This window comes from Lysinibacillus sp. NPDC098008 (genome assembly GCF_044760715.1).
Taxonomy (GTDB): domain Bacteria; phylum Bacillota; class Bacilli; order Bacillales_A; family Planococcaceae; genus Lysinibacillus.
The window spans coordinates 1-20,874 of the sequence record NZ_JBIWBA010000020.1; the positions used below are offsets into that span (position 1 = coordinate 1).

Here is a 20,874-nt window from a genome sequence, read left to right on the forward strand (position 1 = left end):
TGCTGTCCAAGGCTTTATCCAAATGATTAATCAAACACCTGAAAATACGGTGAATAGGCTGTGCTTGAAACTCTAATTTTCTTTCACCGTATATACAGATTTTATTCAAGGACTTATTATGTTTATAGCCCTTATTAGTGTGCCACTATTCGGTGTGTTTGTAACAGGGGGATTAGGAGATACGATTACATCCATTAAAGCTGTTAACCCTGACCATCTAAATTTATTACCTGTTACAGCGACAGCCGCTGGTATTATTTCTTCTATTGCATGGGGCTTAGGTTATTTTGGGCAGCCACATATTATTGTACGCTTTATGGCGATTAGCTCTGTTAAGGAAACAAAGCAGGCTCGTCGTATTGGAATCGGCTGGATGATGTTAAGCCTTTTTGGTGCGATTGGAACAGCCTTAGTAGGTGTCGCATACTACGAGCAAAACGCTGGCGAATTAAAAGATGCTGAAACGGTATTTATTGTGATGGGGCAAATTTTATTCCATCCATTTATAGCAGGTATTATGCTGGCAGCAATTTTAGCCGCTGTAATGAGTACCATTTCTTCACAATTAATTGTAACGTCCTCAGCGCTTGTGGAGGATATTTATAAGGCTCTATTTAATAAAACAGCAGACGATAAACATTATGTTTTGGCTGGCCGTATGGCTGTATTAGTCGTTGCTATTATAGCCATTATCCTAGCATGGAATCCAGATAATTCAATTTTAGATTTAGTTGGCTTTGCATGGGCAGGCTTTGGTGCTGCATTTGGTCCTATTATTTTGCTGTCTTTATATTGGCGCAAGCTAACGAACTATGGAGCAATTGGTGGTATGATTACAGGTGCTATAACAGCATTTATTTGGGGTAAGGTTGATGCTTTATCCGATGCATTATATGAGATTGTACCGGGCTTTCTTGTTTGTTTAATTGTTGCAGTTGTTGTCAGTATTATGACATATAAACCAAATCCAGAAATTGAAGAGGAATTTAATCGCTCAGAGCAATTATTAAAAGAAGAAAGAACATAAACAATGTTGATGCGCCTTGCTTAAGAGGCGCATTTTTGGGAAAAAATAATAATTGTTTATGAATACGAGTAATATATTATATGGTAAGATAAAGGAAATTTGCCGTAGGGACACCAAGGCTTTGGTGGGAGGATGCTAATGGATAAAATTAAAGAAGTTGATGTATTAATGGAAAAAGCCATATTAGTTGGCGTCAATATACGGAATGATGAGCATTTCGATTATTCAATGGAGGAGCTGCAAAACTTAGCAGAGGCTTTGCATGTGGAAGTAGTTGGTGTTGTGACACAAAATTTAGAGCGTGTTACACCATCTCATTATGTGGGCACAGGTAAAATAGAGGAAATTAAAAATTTCTATGAGGAAGCGCAAGCCAATTTGGTCATTTTTAATGATGAATTATCACCTTCGCAAATTCGTAATTTAGAGCGTGATTTAGTAACAAAAGTAATTGATCGCACGATGCTAATTTTAGATATTTTTGGACGAAGAGCGAAAACACGTGAGGCACAAATGCAGGTGGAGTTAGCACAGCTACAATATATGCTGCCGCGCTTAGTAGGCTTGCATGCATCTCTAAGCCGTCAAGGTGGGGGAACTGGAGGCGGCTTTAAAAACCGCGGTGCTGGTGAAACGAAGCTTGAGCTTGATCGTCGAAAAATTGAGGATCAAATTGCAAAAATTAAAAAAGACCTTGAGCATGTTCAGGAGCAGCGAGAAACACAGCGTAAGCAGCGCCGTAAAAATGCATTGCCAATTGTGTCGATTGTAGGTTATACAAATGCTGGGAAATCAACGATTATGAATCAGCTACTTGCAGCAATAGGGCAAGAGGAGCATAAACAGGTTTTTGAGAAGGATATGCTCTTTGCTACGCTGGAAACGTCTGTGCGTCAAATAGAGTTGCCTGATAGAAAGACCTTTTTATTAACAGATACAGTTGGCTTTGTCAGTAAATTACCGCACCATTTAGTAAAAGCATTTCGCTCTACATTAGAAGAGGCACGAGATGCAGATCTTTTACTTCATGTTGTCGATGTTTCCAACACTGAGCACGGCTTTATGATGGATGTAACAAATGAAACATTAAAGGCAGTTGGCGTTGAAGCCATTCCAACTATTTATGTATACAATAAGGCTGATGCTGCGAATGTTCCGTATCCTGTAGTAAGTGGTGATAATATTTGGATTTCCGCCAAGCAAGGGATAGGCTTAGAGGAGCTATTACAACTAATCCGTCAGCATATCTTCTCCGATTATGTCACATGTGAAATGTTAATACCTTATGATCAAGGCAATATTGTTTCCTATTTGAACGAGCATGCCTCTGTGCATCAAACAGCGTATGAAGAGGATGGCACATGGCTATCGCTAGAGCTAAAGCAGGCAGACTATGCTAAATATCAGCATTATGTGGTGAGCTAAATCAAGTAAAAAACCAAACTATTACGAAACTCTCAATGGGCGTTTCGTGGAATAGTTTGGTTTTTTTCGTTTTAGGTTATGAAATTATTTTGGATAAGGCGTACCAAAGCTTTATAGCATGCTTTTTTTTATAAAAGGGCATAGTAGCACTAGAGAACATTTATATAGTTATACTGTAGAAAAAATAGTATAAATTTGTATAAAGAGTTATAAATCAGAATTTTATATATTTTAGAATAATTTAATGAATGCCAAGGATATGATCTTTACTAAAGAATAAGAAAACTTAGATATATCAAAGGATTTAATGTTTTTTAGAAAAATCAATCAGAATTTATTGAAAAATAATAAATTTTCAACATTTTTTAAAACTCTTGCTAAAGTTTAAAAAAGAATTTAGTATGATGAAATAAAGTTTTTCTTCTTAAATTAGGTCGAAAAATATTTTTTCAGAATAATTAAATTAAATCAGGAGAGGGTATTATATGTCTAGTAAAGATGAAGTTGTAAAATCGGTCCCTCAGCAGGGCTTCGTTGGACACCCTAAAGGGCTCTTTACTTTATTTTTCACAGAATTTTGGGAACGTTTCTCATATTACGGAATGCGTGCCATTCTTATTTTCTTTATGTATTATGAGTTAAATGAAGGTGGATTAGGCTTAGATCGTGGAACAGCGAACTCGATTATGGCAATTTATGGTTCACTTGTTTATATGTCTGGTATTATCGGTGGCTGGATTGCTGACCGAGTTTTAGGAACACGTAAAACAATTTTTTATGGTGGCGTTTTAATTATGATTGGTCACCTATTGCTGGCATTGCCAGGCGGTGTAACAATGCTATTTGCTTCAATGGCATTTATCGTGATAGGGACAGGGTTATTAAAACCAAATGTTTCAAGCATTGTTGGGGATATTTATGCAGAAACTGATAGTCGCCGAGATGCAGGCTTTTCAATTTTTTATATGGGTATTAATATGGGTGCGTTTGTTGCACCATTTATTGTTGGAACAATCGGGCAAAAATATAGCTTCCACCTTGGCTTTGGCTTAGCAGCACTTGGAATGCTACTTGGTTTAATTGTTTATAAATTAACAGAGAAAAAATATTTAGGCTTAGCAGGGCTGCAGGTAAATAATCCATTAAAGCCTGAAGAGCGTAAAAAAATCTTTACACAATTTGGGATTGTAGCTTTACTCATCATTATTCTAGGTGCTGTAGGTATTAAAACAGGTACATTAACAATGAATGTATTTAGTGTAATTATTACAACACTTGGTGTATTAATCCCAACTATATTCTTTATTTATATGTATCGCAGTAAAAAAACAACAAAAGATGAAAAATCACGCCTGCTTGCCTATATTCCGTTATTTTTAGCAGCGGTTATGTTCTGGGCTATTCAAGAGCAGGGAGCAACGATTTTGGCAACCTATGCAGATGAGCGTACACAATTAAGTATTGGTAGCTTCCAGCTTCAATCTTCATGGTTCCAATCACTGAATCCGTTATTTATTATCACATTAGCACCTTTATTTGCGATGCTATGGTTAAAATGGGGAGATAAGCAACCAACAACACCACGTAAGTTTTCCTATGCATTATTCTTTGCAGGTTTGTCTTTCCTTGTAATGATGATTCCAGCACACTTATCAGGCGGGGAAACATTAGTTAGCCCATGGTGGTTAGTGCTATCGTTCTTCTTAGTCGTTGTAGGAGAGCTATTATTATCACCAGTAGGTTTATCTGCTACAACGAAATTGGCGCCACAAGCTTTTGCGGCACAGACAATGTCATTATGGTTTTTAACAAGTGCAGCAGCACAAGCTATTAATGCACAGCTTGTAAGGGTCTATGAAGTCGTAAGTGAATTTACTTACTTTGGCTTTTTAGGGTCACTATCCATTGTGATAGGCATCATTTTACTACTCATTTCACCGATTATTTCTAAAGCGATGCGGGGCATTAATTAACAAAAAAGATGTAAGCATAGTCTGCGTATAGACTGTGCTTACATCTTTTTATATTGTGTTAAAGTGGTGATTTGATAGTGGCTTAAGCTTTGGAATTATGGGGTATCTATTAAAATTTAGTATGAATATAATATTTTAAGTAGTTATTTTGCTGAATACGGGTATAAGTTTCTATGTAGAACATTAGTATTTTCGTTATAATAATCTTAATAATATGAAAATTTAGGGGGTTGGAAGCTATGAAAGAAGAGTTGAATCGTTTAAGGCCAAGGTTAATGGAGATTTTTACGCATTTACATGACCATCCAGAAATTAGCTGGCAGGAGATAGAAACAACCAATTATATATTCGATTTATTAACACAAGAAGGTTTTTCACCTAAACGCTTTAAAAATTCCACGGGGCTTTATGTTGATATTGGGCATGGAACACCAAAGGTAGGCTTACGAACAGATATCGACGCATTATGGCAGGAGGTGGATGGCGCTTTTCGTGCAAATCATTCCTGTGGACATGATGGACATATGACAATGGCTATAGGTACGTTATTACTTTTAAAAGAGCAAAAGCCATTATTGAATGGGACAATCCGTGTTATTTTCCAGCCTGCTGAAGAAAAGGGGACAGGGGCATTAGCTGTTTTAGAAGAGGGTGTTATTGATGATTTAGATTTTTTATTTGGTGTCCATGTAAGACCTGTTCATGAGCTGGAGGATGGTACATATTGTGCTGCGTTATATCACGGAGCCTCTCGCTTAATTGAAGGAGAAATTATTGGAGAGGATGCCCATGCTGCAAGACCACATCTTGGTGTCAATGCAATTGAAGTCGGTGCAACCATTATTGAAGATTTACGAACAATCCATACAGACCCGATGGTACCTGTATCTATTAAAATGACAAAATTTCAAGCTGGTGGCGAATCAGGAAATATTATTCCTGGGAATGCCGCATTTACGATTGATATACGCGCACAGCAAAATAGTGTGATGGACGATTTAGCACAAGGCGTAAAGCGTGTAATTGATTCCGCTAAGATTTTGCATAAGGTGCAAATTGATTCACGTACCGTAGCAAATATCGTAGCTGCTGAGGTGGATGCAAGTGCGCAATATATTATGGAGCAGGCAATTATACAGGCGGCAGGATTATCCAACCTGAGAAAGCCTGTCCACACACCGGGAGGAGAAGACTTTCATCATTACGCAGTGAAGCGTCCTCATTTAAAAACAACTATGCTAGGGTTAGGGTGTGGGTTAACGCCAGGGTTGCATCATCCAAAAATGAGATTTAAGCAGGCTAGGCTTGTTACAGGAGTTGAAATTTTAACGAAGGCTGTGCTGTTAGCATTAGAGGCAGGACATGCGAAGGAGGCGTCGGCATAATGTTAGAAAAAGTGCGTATTCATAAAATCATGACACCTGTAGAGATTGCAGAAGCACAAAAGTTAAATGCTGAAATTTGGGGAACACAGGCTATTCCCTCCCACCAATTATTAGCTGCGGTACAAAATGGCGGCTTGGTGCTTGGCGCTTATTTAGAAGAAAAGCTAATCGGCTTTAACTATTGCTTTGTTGGCTACCAAGATGGAGAAATGTATTTACATTCACACATGATTGGTGTGGAGAAAGCATATCGTGAACAAGGTGTAGGTGAGCTATTGAAGCACGCACAACAAGAATATGCAAAAGAACACGGTTTTCAGTTAATTCGTTGGTTAATTGAGCCACTAGAAGCACGTTTAGCAAATCTAGCATTTTTCAAGCTTAATACGGTTAGTTATCAATATGAAATGGATTATTATGGCGCATTGCAGGATGATTTTAATGAAGGACTGCCTTCAGATAGACTCGTTGTTGAATGGTGGATTGAGCGCAAACAAATGACGGATAGCTTGGATGAGCTAGAGGAAATTGCACAAGAAATTGTACCATGGTCATTAACCGTTGATGGCTTGCCTGTACTTGATGTTGATAATGCATTTCAGCTTCAACAATCCTTTTATAAGGATGCCTATTTATTGTCAATCCCTCAATATTTGCAAAAAATGAAAGTTGAAAGCCCTAAGCTTGCAGAGGATTGGCGCTATAAAGTACGAACAATTTTAACAACCTTATTTAAACAAAATTATGCCATTGTACGCATGAAAAAGCACCCTGAATATGTTCATAGCTATCTATTAGTCAGACGTTCCTTATTAGCTTTATAATGGGAGCGAGGAGTTGACGATTGTGAAATTAGAAGAAATCACATTACGGCACTTAAAGATGCCAATGAAAGCACCATTTACAACGAGTTTTGGTACAGTTGCTGAAAAGGAGCTGTTATTGATAGAGGCAAAAGATGCGTCAGGTGTAACAGGATGGGGAGAAACAGTTGCGTTTGTAGCACCTTGGTATACAGAGGAAACATTACAAACAACATGGCATATGCTCAAGGATTTTTTAATACCTATCTTGTTACATACAGAAATTAGGCATCCTGATGAGGTGTCTGCATTATTTGCATCTATTCGTCGAAACTGTATGGCAAAAGCTTCAATTGAAGGTGCTGTATGGGATATTTATGCTCAACAAACAAAGCAATCGCTTGCACAAGCGCTAGGTGGACAGAAGCAGCGTATTGAAGTAGGTATAAGTGTAGGCATTCAATCGTCTACCGCTAAATTAATCGAGCTAATAAAAGAGCATATGAATAGCGGCTATAAACGAGTGAAAATCAAAATAAAGCCAGGTTATGATATTGAGGTAGTACGAGCTATTCGCGCTGAACTACCAGACCTACCTTTAATGATCGATGCCAATTCAGCCTATACATTAAATGATATTAATCTATTACAGCAGCTTGATGACTATCGTTTATTAATGATTGAACAGCCATTAGCGACTGATGATATTGTAGACCATGCGATATTACAGAGAAGTTTGCAAACGCCTGTTTGTCTTGATGAAAGTATTACATCTGTTGAAGATGCTCGAAAGGCCATTGAGCTTGGAAGCTGCGGTGTGATAAATATTAAAATTGGACGAGTAGGTGGCTTAACAGAAGCAAAGAGGATTCATGATTTATGCCAAAAGAACAATATTCCAGTGTGGTGTGGTGGTATGTTAGAGGCGGGCATCGGACGAGCGCATAATATTGCCCTAACATCGCTTAGTAATTTTGTTTTACCTGGAGATACTGCAGGTTCTAGTCATTATTGGTATGAGGATATTATTACGCCGGAAGTAAAGGTGATTGATGGTTATATTCATGTGCCACAATCAGTGGGCATTGGTTACACGCCTAATCAAGCTATTATTAATAAATTAACAATGAGTACAGAGGTTTATCGATAAATCAACCTTGCATCAGTATAAACGAGGAGAGAATTGTTTGAAAAAAAGCTTGCAAATCGGTGGTGCCTATGTAGGAATTATCGTTGGTGCAGGATTTGCTTCTGGACAGGAGATTATTCTGTATTTTACAAGCTTTGGTTTTAAAGGAATTTACGGTGCACTATTAGCGGCTGTCTGTTTTGCATTTGTCGGCATGTGCATTGCGCAAGTTAGCTCAAGATTACGTACAACATCACATAAGGATTTAATTTATCAAATTTGTGGGAATGGAATAGGCTTTATATTGGATTTTATATTATCTATTTTCTTATTCGGTGTGGCTGTAATTATGTTTGCCGGGGCAGGAGCGACCTTTCAACAAATGTTTGGGCTGCCTGCGTGGTTAGGAAGCATTTGCATGGTTGTCCTAACTCTAGCAACTGTTATGCTGAATGTAAAAAGCATTATTAATATCATTGCACTGGCAACACCATATTTGCTAGCGATTGTATCCATCATTGCGATCTATGCCATTGCTACAATGGAGCTTACCTTTGCGGAGCAGGCGGTTATTGCACAGCAAGCTCAAATTAGCATGAATAGCTGGTGGGTAACTGCCTTATTATATATGGCATTTAATATAGGGGTAAGTTTTTCACTTCTTACTGTGATGTGTGGAGCAGTTCGCAATGATAAGGTAGCTAGCATGGGTGGCATTATAGGTGGTATTTTGCTAGGTGCTTTAATTTTGCTTATTCACTTATCGTTACTTGCTAAAATGAATATCATTATTGGATTAGATATTCCGATGCTAGCATTAGCAAACGAAATTCATCCAATGGTTGGTCTGCTTATGACCATTGCCCTTTTAGGGATGATTTATAATACTGCCGTAGGGATGCTTTATTCATTTATCGTAAGATTTATAGAGCCTAGTAGACCAAACTTTAAACTGGCTGCTATTTTAATAGGTGGTCTAGGCTTTTTAGCAAGCCTAGTAGGTTTTACAACACTTGTTGCCAAGCTCTATGCAGTGATGGGTTATGTAGGGCTAGTATTAATCATATTTATTGTAGCCGCATGGTTAAGAGGTGTAAAAAGAGCTAGATAATGCTAAAAAGGTAGTTGAGAAAATTTATTTATTCTCAATTACCTTTTATTTTGGTTATTGAAAATGACAGATGTTTCTATGTTATAAGCTTAGAGCTAAGATAAAAACCTTGGCGGATGTACCGAAAGTATTAGCGACAGGTACAATTACGCTAGGGCGTAATTGATTGAACGTGAAAGAGGACAAAGCCAATATGAGTGTCAAAGCAGCAAGCTCCTTTCTCCGCAATAGCATGGAACTAGCTGTATTGAAATTTAGTCATTGCGAATAATAAATTAATTGAAGTAGAAAAAATAACGAAATTACAGAATTTTTGTCGTTCATACGAATTTTTCGGAAATTATCAAATAAAACGAGAATAATTCTCAATTGCTTGTTGACTGAGAATGAAAACATGCTTATAATGAGAATCGTGAGTAATGATAATCATTTTCACTAAAGGTGAATTACACACAAAAATGAAATCTACCGGGGATTACTATGAAAATAAGATATCTTTTAACAGCAACAATTGTGTTGTCTATTGTGTCACTATTTATCGGTGTAGCCGATATAAAACCAAGTGATCTATTAGACTTCCACTCAGAAGAAACTAGACTATTTTTAATTAGTCGTGTACCTCGGCTTGTGGCTATTTTGCTGGCAGGTGCGGGTATGAGTATTGCTGGTTTAATTATGCAAAGCTTAAGTAGGAATAAGTTCGTATCACCAACAACAGCAGGTACTTTAGATGCTACTCGATTAGGTGTTTTGATTTCGATGATGTTTTTTACAAATGTCACGTACTTTCAAAAAATTTCCTTCGCTTTCATATTTGCTTTAGCCGGCACATTATTATTTATGCAAATATTAAATCGAATTAAGTTTAAAGATGCGATCTTTATACCACTTATTGGCTTAATGTTTGGTAATATTTTATCGTCTGTTACAACATTTTTTGCGTATAAGGCGAATATTATCCAAAACATTTCTGCATGGTTACAAGGAGATTTCTCATTAATCATGAAAGGTCGTTATGAGTTACTATACATAAGTGTACCAGTGCTTATTTTAGCTTACATTTATGCAAATCGCTTTACAGTCGCTGGAATGGGGGAGGATTTTGCTAAAAACCTTGGGTTATCCTATAAATTTGTAGTGAATTTAGGGTTAGTGCTAGTAGCGCTTATCTCAACAACAGTGGTGTTGACAGTTGGTGTGATTCCATTTCTGGGCTTAATCATTCCAAATATTATTTCATTGTTTAGAGGCGACAATTTAGCAAAAACATTGCCACATACTGCATTGCTCGGCATGTCCTTCTTGTTATTCTGTGATATTTTAGGACGCGTGCTTATTTTCCCATATGAGATACCAATTAGTATGACGGTTGGTGTTATCGGAAGTGCTATCTTCCTATTCATGTTGTTTAGGGGGAGAGCATATGCGTAATCGTACAAAAATGTTTATTTTAGTGGGACTAGCAGTCGCATTCGTGTTACTGTATGTATTTTATCAATTAAACGGAAACTATCATTATGCATTTCCACGTCGCTTAATGAAAGTATTAGCAATGGGATTGACAGGCGTAGCTATTGCCTATTCAACAGTTGTTTTCCAAACGATTACACATAATCGTATTTTAACGCCAAGTGTTATGGGATTAGATTCTTTATATATGCTAATCCAAACACTAATCTATTTCTTCTTTGGCTCGATATCTATCTTGGTTATTAATGTGCACTACAATTTCTTAGTAGCGGTTTTTGCTATGGTTGTATTTGCGTTAATTTTCTACCGAGTATTGTTTAAAGAAGGCAAGCGCCCAATTCATTTTTTACTGCTTGTTGGTATGATTGTTGGTACATTTTTAGGTAGCATTACAACATTCCTTCAGGTGTTAATTGATCCTAATGAGTTTTTGGGCTTACAAAGTAAAATGTTTGCAAGCTTTAATAATGTCAATTCTGATTTAATTTGGCCAGCGGGTATTATTATTGTACTAACATTTATTTATGGCTGGCGTCATATGAATCAATTAGATGTTATGTCATTAGGGCGGGATACAGCGATTAATTTAGGTGTACCGTACGATAAACTAGTACAACGCATGTTAATTTTATCGTCTATCCTAATTGCTGTTTCCACAGCACTTGTTGGTCCGATTACATTCTTTGGTTTAATCGTTGCCAATCTATCATATCAATATTTTAAAACATACAAGCATTCCATATTAATTACAGGTGCCTGTGTGATGAGTATTATTGCTTTAGTCGGTGGACAATGGATGGTTGAACGAATTTTCAGCTTCAATACAACACTCAGCGTTATTATTAACTTTGTTGGTGGAGTATACTTCATTTACTTATTATTAAAGGAAAGTAGGTCATCAGGATGATTCAAGTCAAAGAGATTACAAAGTTTTTTGGGAAAAAACCTGTTGTTCAGGATGTAAGCGTTGATATTGCTTCTGGAAAGATTACCTCATTTATTGGACCAAATGGTGCAGGGAAATCGACACTACTTTCGATGGTAAGCCGATTATTAAATGCAGATACTGGTGAAGTGCTACTCGATAAGGCAGATGTGCGTCGTTGGAAATCAGATGATTTTGCAAAACGAGTATCTATTTTAAAGCAATCTAACTTTATGAATGTACGTTTAACGATTCGTGAGCTTGTATCGTTTGGACGTTTCCCATATTCAAAAGGCAATCTTAAACCAGAAGATGAAGAAAAGGTTGACGAAGCTATTCAATATATGAATTTACAAGAAATTCAACACAACTATTTAGATGAGTTATCGGGTGGTCAACGTCAACGTGCTTTTATTGCAATGGTTATTGCACAGGATACTGAATATATCTTACTGGATGAGCCGCTCAATAATTTAGATATGAAGCACTCTGTACAAATTATGAAAATTTTACGTAAGCTAGTTGATGAGCTAGGGAAAACAGTTGTTATTGTGTTACATGATATTAACTTTGCCTCTGTTTACTCAGATCAGATTGTGGCATTAAAGGATGGACGTGTTGTGAGAAATGGTCCTACAAATGACATTATTAACTCACATGCGTTAAAGGAAATCTATGATATGGATATTCCTGTTCAAGAGCAAAATGGCTGTAGAATTTGTGTTTATTTTAATTCTTAAAAATAGTAATAGATGGAATGAATATTCATTAACTATATAAAAGAAAAAGGAGAATTTTAAATGAAAAAGTGGAAATTACTTACGGTTTTAATGGCAATGATGCTATTAGTATTAGCTGCTTGTAGCTCAAAAGAAGGGGCAAAAGAAGAAGATAAAGGTGATTCAGCTGATAAACCAGCAGAAGAGCAAAATGAAGCATCTTCAGCATACCCACTTACAATTCCAGGTAGCACAATTGAAGGACGCGATGGTAGCACTACTTTTGAAGAAGTAACACTTGATGAAATTCCAGAAAAAGTGGTTGTGTTTGATAATGGCTTCCTAGATACTTTAGATGCTTTAGGCGTTGAACCTACTGCTGTTGTACAAGGCTCATTACCAAAGTATTTAAGTAAATTTGAAGATAGCAAATATGTAAACGCTGGTACATTATTTGAGCCTGATTATGAAAAATTATCTGAAATCGACCCAGATATTATTTTTATCTCTGGTCGTGCATCAGCAGCATATACTGAATTATCTAAAATTGCACCTACAGTATATGTTGGTGTAGATAATACAAACTTCTTAGAATCATTTAAAACAAATGTAGAATTAGCAGGTAAAATTTTCGGTAAAGAGCAAGAAGCAGCAGATGCACTTGCTGACTATGAAGCAAAAGTAGAAGAAGTGAAAGGTAAAGCCACTGCATCAGAAGAAAAAGCATTAATCGTTTTAGGTAGCGAAGGTTCATTATCTGTATTTGGTCCTGGTTCACGTTTCGGTGTTGTTCACGATGTATTTGGTGTAAAAGCTGTAGCTGAAGCTGATGGCTTTAAAATTGACTCACATGGTGATAACGCAAGCTTTGAATTTGTACGCGAGAAAAACCCTGATATTTTATTCGTAGTTGACCGTGATGCGGTAGTAAACGAAAATGGCGAATCTGCTACAAAGGATGCAATTGAAAATGAAATCGTAAGTGCAACAAATGCCATTAAAAATGGTAAAGTATTCTACCTAGACCCAGAGGTTTGGTACCTTTCTGGTGGTGGTTTACAATCAGAAGCACTAAAAGCTGACGATGTGTTAAAGGCGTTTAACTAATATGTTTGTACAAATTAAACGTATTGTTGTGACGGAAGGGAATTCGGACAAGGTTGTAGAGCGTTTTGGTGCTAAACCAGATGCTCCATCATTGCTTGAACAGCAGCCTGGCTTTATAGATAAGCAAGTGCTTGTAAAGAAAGTACGACGTGGCGATGAAGAAGTGCTTGTAATGGTTCGTTGGGAATCAGAGGAAGCATGGAAAAATTGGGAGAAGAGCCCTGAGCATATCGCTGGTCATAAGGCAAATGCAGGTAAGCCAAAGCCTGATCATGTAATTGAAAGTGGACAAGAAGTCTATTATGTAAAAGGTTAATAATAAAAAGATGTCTCAAATTATTTGAGGCATCTTTTTTATTATCTTGGTTCAGCAAATTCTTTTTGTATCGAAAGTGAAGCGCATCAGGAACAACCTGTAAAAAACGATTGGTGACACATCCAATCAGCAGGAGCTTTCACAAAGCTCCTGCTGATTGAAGGTTCACCTTATTTTAATGCTTTATCGATGCTTTCCTCCATCGATTACATGTTGCATCCATATTAAAGGAGATAGTGCTTTCATGAATTGATAACTCAGAAATATTTATATGATATGTTTCACTATCATTTTCTATATTGTTAGCGGCACCTTTCTCAAAGTCTAATCCTCTTGCGTTAATAATTGTATAATGCGGCGTTAAGTAAATGGTGGATGAATGGATATTTAGACCAAAATTTAATGGATTTACAGTGGACATTTTGGAGAAACTTTCGTTTGAGATTCTAGTAATGCCGTATTGTTCAAGGTAATAATCCCTCTTTTGTTGAAATGCTTCCTCAAACCCAGGAGTATCGCTAATAAAATTTGAAACAACTGAGATGTTTTTATAGGTTGCTAATGTTTCTTGATAGGCCTTTAACTCAGATTGAATAATGCTTTGTTCAATCTGTAATTGCTCATTTGTAGGCTTTTTAATTATAATTTCTTCTGCTGTAACAGAGATATTACAGGAGAAAGAAGTTGTAAGTATAAAAACATTTTCATGTATTCCATTTTTCATTATTAAACACTCCCAGTACAAAAGACTTTCATTTATCCTTCTATCTTTCTAATTTCTATGACGCTTGTATTAAGCGTAACATTAGCAAGAACGCCATTTCAATGGTGAATTCACGCCAATTTAATGGCGGTGTTTGCTACCACACCGCCAAATTTTTAGTAATTATTAACAAAAAAATGGCGTGGTTTGCAAGAATAACGCCATTTTTTGGCGGTCTGTACCTTTATGAAGGAAAAAATGTAATTAAATGTATCTTATAATGATAAAGCTAGTATTATTTCCCACTAATATATATAATATTTATTAATAAAACAAAAGGGGGAGAGGACTATTGAAGGGGTTGGATAAACATATAAATGAATCATTAGACTTTCTGATTGACAATGAGGCATTGCTTAGTTATGAGCTGAAAACGCTATTAAAAAGCTTTAAAGAAGAAAAAATAGCTGTGGGCTTTTCATTTGGCAAGTTATGTTTCTGGCATTACGAAGCGTTTGTAGATAATGTGCATGAAGATATTTATAAGGTTGCTGCAGCAATTGAATTATTAATCTTATCATTTGATATTATTGATGATTTACAGGATAAGGATTCAGATTATAGCTGGAGCAAAATACCTGAGCTTTCGTTAAATGTTGCTCTAGCAATGCTAGTAATGGCATCAAAAGCAATAGAAGAAACATCCTTCGAACATAAAAGATCGGCGATTACTTTGCTTGAGGAGCATGCATTAGCAAGTATAAATGGTCAGCAATTAGATTTATTAAATAATTGCCGTGATGAAGATTCCTATATACAAATGATTACGCAAAAGTCAGGCTCTTTAACAGCAATGGGTTGTTTGATTGGGGAAATCCTTGCGAAAGGGGAAGTGTCGAAGGAAGTGCAGGAATACGGGAAATACATAGGAGTCATCCAACAAATTAAAAATGATATTCAAGGTTTGAAAAGTTGGGGGCCTAAGAATGATCTACTAAACAAAAGATATTCGTTACCGATTATTTATCTTTTATCACAAAAAAATGATGTTTCAAAATCAGTTGAGAACTATTATAATGATGATATAGTTACAGTTTTGGATAATAATGCAATAGAAGACGAATTGACAAATGGTGGAGCAATCCGCTATGCCATTACGATTAAAAATGTCTATAAATTTAAAGCATTAGAGAATCTTGAACGAGTAGCTATCAATGAGTTAGGTAAAGAATACCTACAAAAACTAATACGATGAGGAGAGATAAGTATGTTGAATGTAATTCAGTATTTAGAGCAAAATCCGAGCCTAGTAACGTTGTTAAAGGAACAGAAAGCCTCATTAATCGGAGTTTCATCTGTAGAGCAGCAGGCAATTTTAGAAGCGTTTAATGGTGAAATGAATACAGAAAGTGAAATTTGGAATTAAAAATTTTGTATCGTAAGTTGTTTTGGCCTGCTATAATTCTCTATTTGGTGATAGGTCTTTATCTCAATTATGTGAATTATAGCGCGCCTTATGTAGAAATAGAGGTAGAACAACAAGATGATAAATGGCTCGTATCTCAACTCTATTATAAAAAATGGGCAGAAAAACAAAATATATCCGTAGGTGATACAATTGTAACTGTAGATGGACGTCAAATGGATGATCTTAAACAGGTAAAGTATAAATCTAGGATATTATCTGCGAATAAATTAACAATTATGAAGCCAGATGGGGCTCTAATCCATATACATATTAAGCATTTAGATATCCCTCAGCAATTTATTTATATATTTATGATTCCAGCCTGTTATTTTATTTTAACATTGTTCGTGGCAATTTATTTACATGTTAAACAACGAAATACAGGATTAACAAATTTACTGATTCTTTTTATTTTAACAGTATCCATAGCTTATGTAAGCGGCGGTGCTTCGGGTAGATTGAATGGGGTTGGAATTATTGTTAATCGTAGTAGTATGCTGTTATGTTTAGTAATATTATTACATTTTTTAAGAAATTATTATTCATTTATGAAAACGAATTGGGCATTTACAAGTCATATTAAATTATTTTATATCTTGCCCTTGCTTGCTTTTATACTAGGGTGCATTGGTACAATTTATCCTGCTTCGAACAATATTCTTTCTTATGTTGTATTAGCATTTTTCTTTATTCTCCTTGTGATGATTCTTAGCATTTTATTGCTAAGCTATTTCAGATACAGTTCACCTCAGTTGAAAATTTTATTGAACAGTATATTAATACCGTTTCTACCATTTCTTTTTTTATATGTATTCCCTAAAATTCTATTCCATACGTATATACTTTCAACTGAGATTAGCGCATTGTTTTTATTGGCGATACCTTTTAGCTTTATTTTTACACAATTAGCAGAGCGATTATTTGACGTTGAGTATCATATTACAAGATTGCGCTATTACGTTATTTTTTCAATGATCTTCACATTATGGTTTACAGGTGGGCTGTACGTCATTGCAGGACGATATTTAACAATGTCTGCTGTATCAGGCTTTGCTCTTTTTACATTTTTATCATTGGTTGTGCTTTTTTATATAAAAGAAAAGGTTGATTATCGAAAACGGAAAATTTTATTTTCAACAAAAGGCGATTATATTCATCAACTCTATACAGCTGTTGATAAAATTGGGAAGACCATTAAAATTGATGAGCTTTTAGAGAAATTTGCACATGAAGTTTCTGTACATCTTGAATTAGATAATGTTTTTGTCTTAACGTATAATTATCACACAAATGAATTTACAACAAGAGTTGAAGAAAATATCATTATACAGTCTGAACTAATGGAAGAAATGCGACTAGGAGAAATTCGAAAGATTGATAAAGTTTATTTAGCCTATCTGCACCAAGATACACATTATAAAAGAGCTTTAGTGCTTGGACATAACAATACCATTCATTTAAAGGATGAGGAACTGCTATGGCTGGAGTTGCTGCTACTATATGTGAATAATTTTATTGAAAATACAAAAATGGTAGAAGAGCTATTAGAGGAATTAAAGCATATGAAGCAGGCTGATGATGGTCAACTACCTTGGCTAAATAAGCTATTATGGTTGCGATTTGAAGAGGAAAAGTACCAATTGGCGCAAGAGCTACATGATACTAATTTGCAGGAGCAGCTCCATATTGCACGAGAGGTAGATGTTTTAGTAAATACAAAAGATACAGAGGATATTCAGGAGCAGCTAGCAAAAATTCATCAGCAAATGGTTGCTTCTCTGCATGAGCTAAGAGTATATTGTGAAAATTTAAAGCCGCCATTACTAGATACATTAGGCTTAAATGCAGCGTTAGAAAAGTTAATAAGAAATGTTACAGAACGAGCTAACTTTATGTTAATCTACACGATAGATCGCCTTTATTTAGAGGATGAACGTATGAATTTAATGATTTATCGACTGTTTCAGGAATTGTTAAATAATGCATTAAAGCACTCCTATGCAACAATGGTTGATATCCATCTTAAAGAAAAAGATGATGGTTTTGAAATCCTTTATAAGGATGATGGTGTAGGTTGTAATGTGGAGGATATTATTGTTGCAGAGTCAATGGGGATTCGAGGAATGCAGGAGCGCGTAAAAGCATTTAATGGACAATTTTATATTGATTCCCATATTAATCAAGGGATGTCCATTCGAATTACTGTAAAAGAAGGGAGTGAAGCACTTGATTACGATGCTCATAGTGGATGATCACCCAATAGTATTAGAAGGAACTAAAAATCTATTTCAAGAAAATGAAGATATTATTATTGATACAGAAAGTGATGCAACAAATGTTATTCAAAGAATCAAAAGTAAACCATATGATATTTATTTAATTGATATCAATATGCCATTAGAAAACGGAATAAACTTAGCCCGTAATATAAAAGCTATTCAGTCAAATGCTTCAATTATCCTTTATACAGGTGATGATATTACAGATTATTATCACCTTATTTTAGAGAGAAAAATAGAAGGCATTTTGGCTAAGACGGCTTCTAAAGAGCAAATTATACGAACAGTAAGAGCAATCGCCAATGGTGAAATTGTGTTGCCAAATAATTTCTTAGATTTTTTAGATGATAAGTTTCAATTACAGAATGCTAAATTTGATATTCATTTGAATGAAAAAGAAAAGAAAATATTACGGCTAATTGCAGAAGGGCATACAAATAAAGCAATTGCCATTGAACTAAATATTCCTCAGCGAACAACTGAGCGATATTTAACACAGCTTTTTTCTTTGCTTAATGTAGATTCACGTACAGAAGCTGTAAATCTTGCTGAAAAAATGAATTTACTGTAAGCTAACTCTATGTTATAATATTGGTATATTTTTCAATTATAAGGGAGCGATTTGGGAATTATTTAACCCATATATTACCTTTAGTATATATTTCCTATATTATATGATAAAAAGCCTATAAAAAATTTTGACACCGCCAAAAAGTGGCGGTGTTTTTTATATGTCCGCCAAATCACGCCAAAAATTTGTGGAAAGAACGCCAAAAAATTGGCGTAAACCCGAAGTTGAAATGGTGGTATAACTACTGGTACGCTTAATTTAAGAGTGGTTAAGTAGATTTGCTATCAAGAGTAATAGACAAATAATTTCTTTAAAACAAGCAACCTGATTATCTATGCATAAGGTAGAGATAGTAAATTGTACAATATTACTAGTTGGTTAACATACTTTACCATAAAACTATATAAAGGTAGGCGTGTATTGTGAAAGTAGAACTTGAAAATTTATTTTCTATAGATGAATCTAGCCAAGATCAAGTTATTAACGTTTATAATCGTCATGGTATTGCTGTTGGTGCGCCTGAAATTAAAAAAAGAAATTTAAAAACAAAATTTAATCCCATTTTTACATTAAATGAAGAAGTCACATATGAACAAGTAACGGCTTTATATAAATCATTAGAGCGTGAATTAGGTATTGTTTCAATAGGAGAACGGTTTTACTTTGAATTTTCAGAGCAGGAATATATGCAAGCACCATTATTTACTTTAAATTCAACGGGTAATTCACCAGAAATGTTTTTAGAGGATAAGGGGACATTATTTTCTTTAAGTACACATTGTAAATCTTGCGGACTTATGGACAAAGAACAGTTATCACCAATTGTGATAGATACATCTCAAATGAAGGATCGCTATTTAGTACATGTAAGTGGTTACTGGGTTGCCTCTCAAGAGCTAGTGTCATTAATGAAACGTGAAAATTTAGAAGGTTATGAATTGTTAGAGGTTATCCATAAAGGACCTGAGGAAGGAAAACAGCCTGCTTATCAAATTATTCCTACACAAATTCTACCGTCATGCAGTAGTGATAGAATTAAGCTATATTTCGCTACTGAGCAGCCTCCATGTAGCTGTGGTTTAAATGGTGTTATTAATGGTCCAGATATCTATCATCGGGAGGATTTAAATCATTTAAAAGGTGATGTTTTTTACTCTGCTGAATGGAGCCATGATGGAAGATATTTATATCGAAAAACTTTATTTAGTAAAAGGTTCAGAGAAGTAATTATTAAGCATAATATTTCTCGTGATGTAAGAGGCGAGAAGGATTCAAATTTTGGAACAAAAGATTGGCTATTTGATCCCGTATTAATACAGCAGTAGATGTTAAACAATGCTATAAAGTGAACCTTCAATCAGTGAAGTTTTCCTCATCCCCACACTGATTGGTGATAGAGGAACACAAGCTAAAAGCTTCACATCCTGTGAAAACGCTTGTATGGCCAACATCGTGTTGGGCTCAATCGGTTTTTACAGGCTGCTCGCCCCTGCTGCTGTCGCTTCGCTTTTAGTACACAAAAATTGTTAATACTGGATAAAATGGTTAGGGGAGTGTTTATACTATTGAAAAAAATACTACCTATAGTGGCAATTTTATTCATTGTTGCATTGGCTGTGTCTATTTATTTTCATAAACAAGAGGAAGTATCAATTATCTTTACTCAAAAACATCAAGAGATATATTTTTCTAAAAACTATAGCTATTCACCATCTAGAATAAATTGAATTATGTTATGATGTGAAGAACATAGCATGAATGTTTTTGAGGTGAAGAAATAGATGAAAAAATGGGCATATCCATTAGCAATTATCACGTTTATTATATTTATTGTATTAAGAGCTACTTATCAAAGTGATTTTGTGAATAAATTTGATACAAGCATAGCAGAGCTACTTTTTGGCAATCGTTTTATTGATGTTTTTCATTATATAGGGGAACCTCAATTTGTGGTTGCTGTGGCAGTAGTTTTAATGGTGTATTTAGCTTGGCGGGTAAAAAATTACCGTGCTATGCTGTTGGTTGTCTTTACATTTGCAGCAGGCAATGTTTTAAATCAACTATTAAAAAAATGGATTCAACGACCAAGACCTGAAATTGAAGAACAGCTAACATCCTTTAGTTTTCCATCTGGGCATGCTATGACAGGTATTTTGTATTTGTTCACAACGGCTTATATTTTAGCTGAAAATACTAGTAAGGGGCGTAAAGCTTTACTATGGCTTGGCGCAATACTATTAACAGTGCTTATTGGATTATCCCGTGTTGCAGGTGCTAGACACTTTGCATCAGATGTCCTAGCTGGCTGGAGTATTGGATATACATGGTTTATTATTTGTGTTATCTGGTACGAACGCCGTAAGAAATTATATCGATAAGTAAAAGCAGTATTTGTATTCATTCATGAAACGATACTGCTTTTTTTTGATTCAGTAGGTGCATAAGCATCTCTCGAACCAAGAT

At 35.4% G+C, this 20,874-nt stretch carries 18 protein-coding genes and 1 pseudogene; 18 read left to right on the forward strand and 1 reads right to left on the reverse strand.

Annotation, left to right across the window (positions count from 1 at the left end; genetic code table 11):
• Nucleotides 1–91 precede the first annotated feature (91 nt).
• The 12 genes and pseudogenes from ACIQVU_RS15360 to ACIQVU_RS15415 form a co-directional block, all read left to right on the forward strand.
• Nucleotides 92–1,027 (forward strand): annotated as a pseudogene (locus tag ACIQVU_RS15360) (sodium:solute symporter family transporter); the annotation flags it as partial.
• Between the two features lie 138 nt (nucleotides 1,028–1,165).
• Nucleotides 1,166–2,452, forward strand: coding sequence for a GTPase HflX (hflX, locus tag ACIQVU_RS15365; RefSeq protein ID WP_340807989.1), 1,287 nt, complete (start codon nucleotides 1,166–1,168; stop codon nucleotides 2,450–2,452).
• Between the two features lie 485 nt (nucleotides 2,453–2,937).
• Nucleotides 2,938–4,425: a peptide MFS transporter gene (locus ACIQVU_RS15370; RefSeq protein ID WP_340807988.1), complete on the forward strand. Its 1,488-nt coding sequence runs from the start codon at nucleotides 2,938–2,940 to the stop codon at nucleotides 4,423–4,425.
• 239 nt (nucleotides 4,426–4,664) lie between these two features.
• Nucleotides 4,665–5,810: a M20 peptidase aminoacylase family protein gene (locus ACIQVU_RS15375; protein WP_340807987.1), complete on the forward strand. Its 1,146-nt coding sequence runs from the start codon at nucleotides 4,665–4,667 to the stop codon at nucleotides 5,808–5,810.
• Entirely contained in the window at nucleotides 5,810–6,634 is an 825-nt protein-coding gene (locus ACIQVU_RS15380) for a GNAT family N-acetyltransferase (RefSeq protein ID WP_340807986.1), read from the forward strand. The genes ACIQVU_RS15375 and ACIQVU_RS15380 overlap by 1 nt, the downstream gene beginning before the upstream one ends.
• Before the next feature lie 22 nt (nucleotides 6,635–6,656).
• Nucleotides 6,657–7,763 (forward strand): o-succinylbenzoate synthase, encoded by a 1,107-nt coding sequence (gene menC / locus ACIQVU_RS15385; protein ID WP_402896225.1) that lies wholly within the window; start codon nucleotides 6,657–6,659, stop codon nucleotides 7,761–7,763.
• A gap of 37 nt (nucleotides 7,764–7,800) precedes the next feature.
• Nucleotides 7,801–8,853, forward strand: a complete 1,053-nt coding sequence (locus ACIQVU_RS15390) for a YkvI family membrane protein (protein WP_340807983.1) — start codon at nucleotides 7,801–7,803, stop codon at nucleotides 8,851–8,853.
• A 480-nt stretch (nucleotides 8,854–9,333) separates the two neighbouring features.
• A complete protein-coding gene (locus tag ACIQVU_RS15395) occupies nucleotides 9,334–10,284 on the forward strand; it encodes an ABC transporter permease (RefSeq protein WP_340807981.1) in 951 nt (316 codons plus the stop codon).
• On the forward strand, nucleotides 10,277–11,230 hold the full coding sequence (locus ACIQVU_RS15400; RefSeq protein ID WP_340807980.1) for an iron chelate uptake ABC transporter family permease subunit: 954 nt from the start codon (nucleotides 10,277–10,279) through the stop codon (nucleotides 11,228–11,230). The genes ACIQVU_RS15395 and ACIQVU_RS15400 overlap by 8 nt, the downstream gene beginning before the upstream one ends.
• Nucleotides 11,227–11,988, forward strand: coding sequence for an iron ABC transporter ATP-binding protein (locus ACIQVU_RS15405; protein ID WP_340807978.1), 762 nt, complete (start codon nucleotides 11,227–11,229; stop codon nucleotides 11,986–11,988). Before ACIQVU_RS15400 ends, ACIQVU_RS15405 begins: the two co-directional genes overlap by 4 nt.
• A gap of 60 nt (nucleotides 11,989–12,048) precedes the next feature.
• A complete protein-coding gene (locus ACIQVU_RS15410) occupies nucleotides 12,049–13,074 on the forward strand; it encodes a siderophore ABC transporter substrate-binding protein (RefSeq protein WP_340807976.1) in 1,026 nt (341 codons plus the stop codon).
• A 1-nt stretch (nucleotide 13,075) separates the two neighbouring features.
• On the forward strand, nucleotides 13,076–13,390 hold the full coding sequence (locus ACIQVU_RS15415; RefSeq protein ID WP_340807975.1) for an antibiotic biosynthesis monooxygenase family protein: 315 nt from the start codon (nucleotides 13,076–13,078) through the stop codon (nucleotides 13,388–13,390).
• Between the two features lie 175 nt (nucleotides 13,391–13,565).
• Here the strand turns inward: ACIQVU_RS15415 and ACIQVU_RS15420 are convergent, their stop codons facing one another.
• Nucleotides 13,566–14,114 (reverse strand): hypothetical protein, encoded by a 549-nt coding sequence (locus tag ACIQVU_RS15420; protein WP_402896229.1) that lies wholly within the window; start codon nucleotides 14,112–14,114, stop codon nucleotides 13,566–13,568.
• Nucleotides 14,115–14,445: 331 nt separating this feature from the next.
• Here ACIQVU_RS15420 and ACIQVU_RS15425 point away from each other — a divergent pair, with 331 nt between their 5' ends.
• The 6 genes from ACIQVU_RS15425 to ACIQVU_RS15450 all read left to right on the forward strand — a co-directional run bounded on the left by ACIQVU_RS15425 (nucleotide 14,446) and on the right by ACIQVU_RS15450 (nucleotide 20,789).
• Entirely contained in the window at nucleotides 14,446–15,348 is a 903-nt protein-coding gene (locus tag ACIQVU_RS15425) for a polyprenyl synthetase family protein (RefSeq protein WP_402896230.1), read from the forward strand.
• A 12-nt stretch (nucleotides 15,349–15,360) separates the two neighbouring features.
• Nucleotides 15,361–15,519 (forward strand): competence pheromone ComX, encoded by a 159-nt coding sequence (comX, locus tag ACIQVU_RS15430; RefSeq protein ID WP_340807970.1) that lies wholly within the window; start codon nucleotides 15,361–15,363, stop codon nucleotides 15,517–15,519.
• A gap of 71 nt (nucleotides 15,520–15,590) precedes the next feature.
• Nucleotides 15,591–17,813, forward strand: coding sequence for an ATP-binding protein (locus ACIQVU_RS15435; RefSeq protein WP_340807969.1), 2,223 nt, complete (start codon nucleotides 15,591–15,593; stop codon nucleotides 17,811–17,813).
• A complete protein-coding gene (locus ACIQVU_RS15440) occupies nucleotides 17,797–18,411 on the forward strand; it encodes a response regulator transcription factor (protein WP_340808639.1) in 615 nt (204 codons plus the stop codon). The genes ACIQVU_RS15435 and ACIQVU_RS15440 overlap by 17 nt, the downstream gene beginning before the upstream one ends.
• Nucleotides 18,412–18,833: 422 nt before the next feature.
• Entirely contained in the window at nucleotides 18,834–19,736 is a 903-nt protein-coding gene (locus tag ACIQVU_RS15445; protein ID WP_340807968.1) for a hypothetical protein, read from the forward strand.
• A gap of 456 nt (nucleotides 19,737–20,192) precedes the next feature.
• Nucleotides 20,193–20,789: a phosphatase PAP2 family protein gene (locus tag ACIQVU_RS15450; protein ID WP_340807967.1), complete on the forward strand. Its 597-nt coding sequence runs from the start codon at nucleotides 20,193–20,195 to the stop codon at nucleotides 20,787–20,789.
• Nucleotides 20,790–20,874 lie beyond the last annotated feature (85 nt).

Coding starts and splice junctions, on each gene's coding strand:
- hflX (WP_340807989.1), top strand. CDS start 1,166: ATGGATAAAATTAAAGAAGTTGATGTATTAATGGAAAAAGCCATATTA.
- ACIQVU_RS15370 (WP_340807988.1), top strand. CDS start 2,938: ATGTCTAGTAAAGATGAAGTTGTAAAATCGGTCCCTCAGCAGGGCTTC.
- ACIQVU_RS15375 (WP_340807987.1), top strand. CDS start 4,665: ATGAAAGAAGAGTTGAATCGTTTAAGGCCAAGGTTAATGGAGATTTTT.
- ACIQVU_RS15380 (WP_340807986.1), top strand. CDS start 5,810: ATGTTAGAAAAAGTGCGTATTCATAAAATCATGACACCTGTAGAGATT.
- ACIQVU_RS15395 (WP_340807981.1), top strand. CDS start 9,334: ATGAAAATAAGATATCTTTTAACAGCAACAATTGTGTTGTCTATTGTG.
- ACIQVU_RS15400 (WP_340807980.1), top strand. CDS start 10,277: ATGCGTAATCGTACAAAAATGTTTATTTTAGTGGGACTAGCAGTCGCA.
- ACIQVU_RS15405 (WP_340807978.1), top strand. CDS start 11,227: ATGATTCAAGTCAAAGAGATTACAAAGTTTTTTGGGAAAAAACCTGTT.
- ACIQVU_RS15410 (WP_340807976.1), top strand. CDS start 12,049: ATGAAAAAGTGGAAATTACTTACGGTTTTAATGGCAATGATGCTATTA.
- ACIQVU_RS15415 (WP_340807975.1), top strand. CDS start 13,076: ATGTTTGTACAAATTAAACGTATTGTTGTGACGGAAGGGAATTCGGAC.
- ACIQVU_RS15420 (WP_402896229.1), bottom strand. CDS start 14,114: ATGAAAAATGGAATACATGAAAATGTTTTTATACTTACAACTTCTTTC.
- comX (WP_340807970.1), top strand. CDS start 15,361: ATGTTGAATGTAATTCAGTATTTAGAGCAAAATCCGAGCCTAGTAACG.
- ACIQVU_RS15440 (WP_340808639.1), top strand. CDS start 17,797: ATGCTCATAGTGGATGATCACCCAATAGTATTAGAAGGAACTAAAAAT.
- ACIQVU_RS15450 (WP_340807967.1), top strand. CDS start 20,193: ATGAAAAAATGGGCATATCCATTAGCAATTATCACGTTTATTATATTT.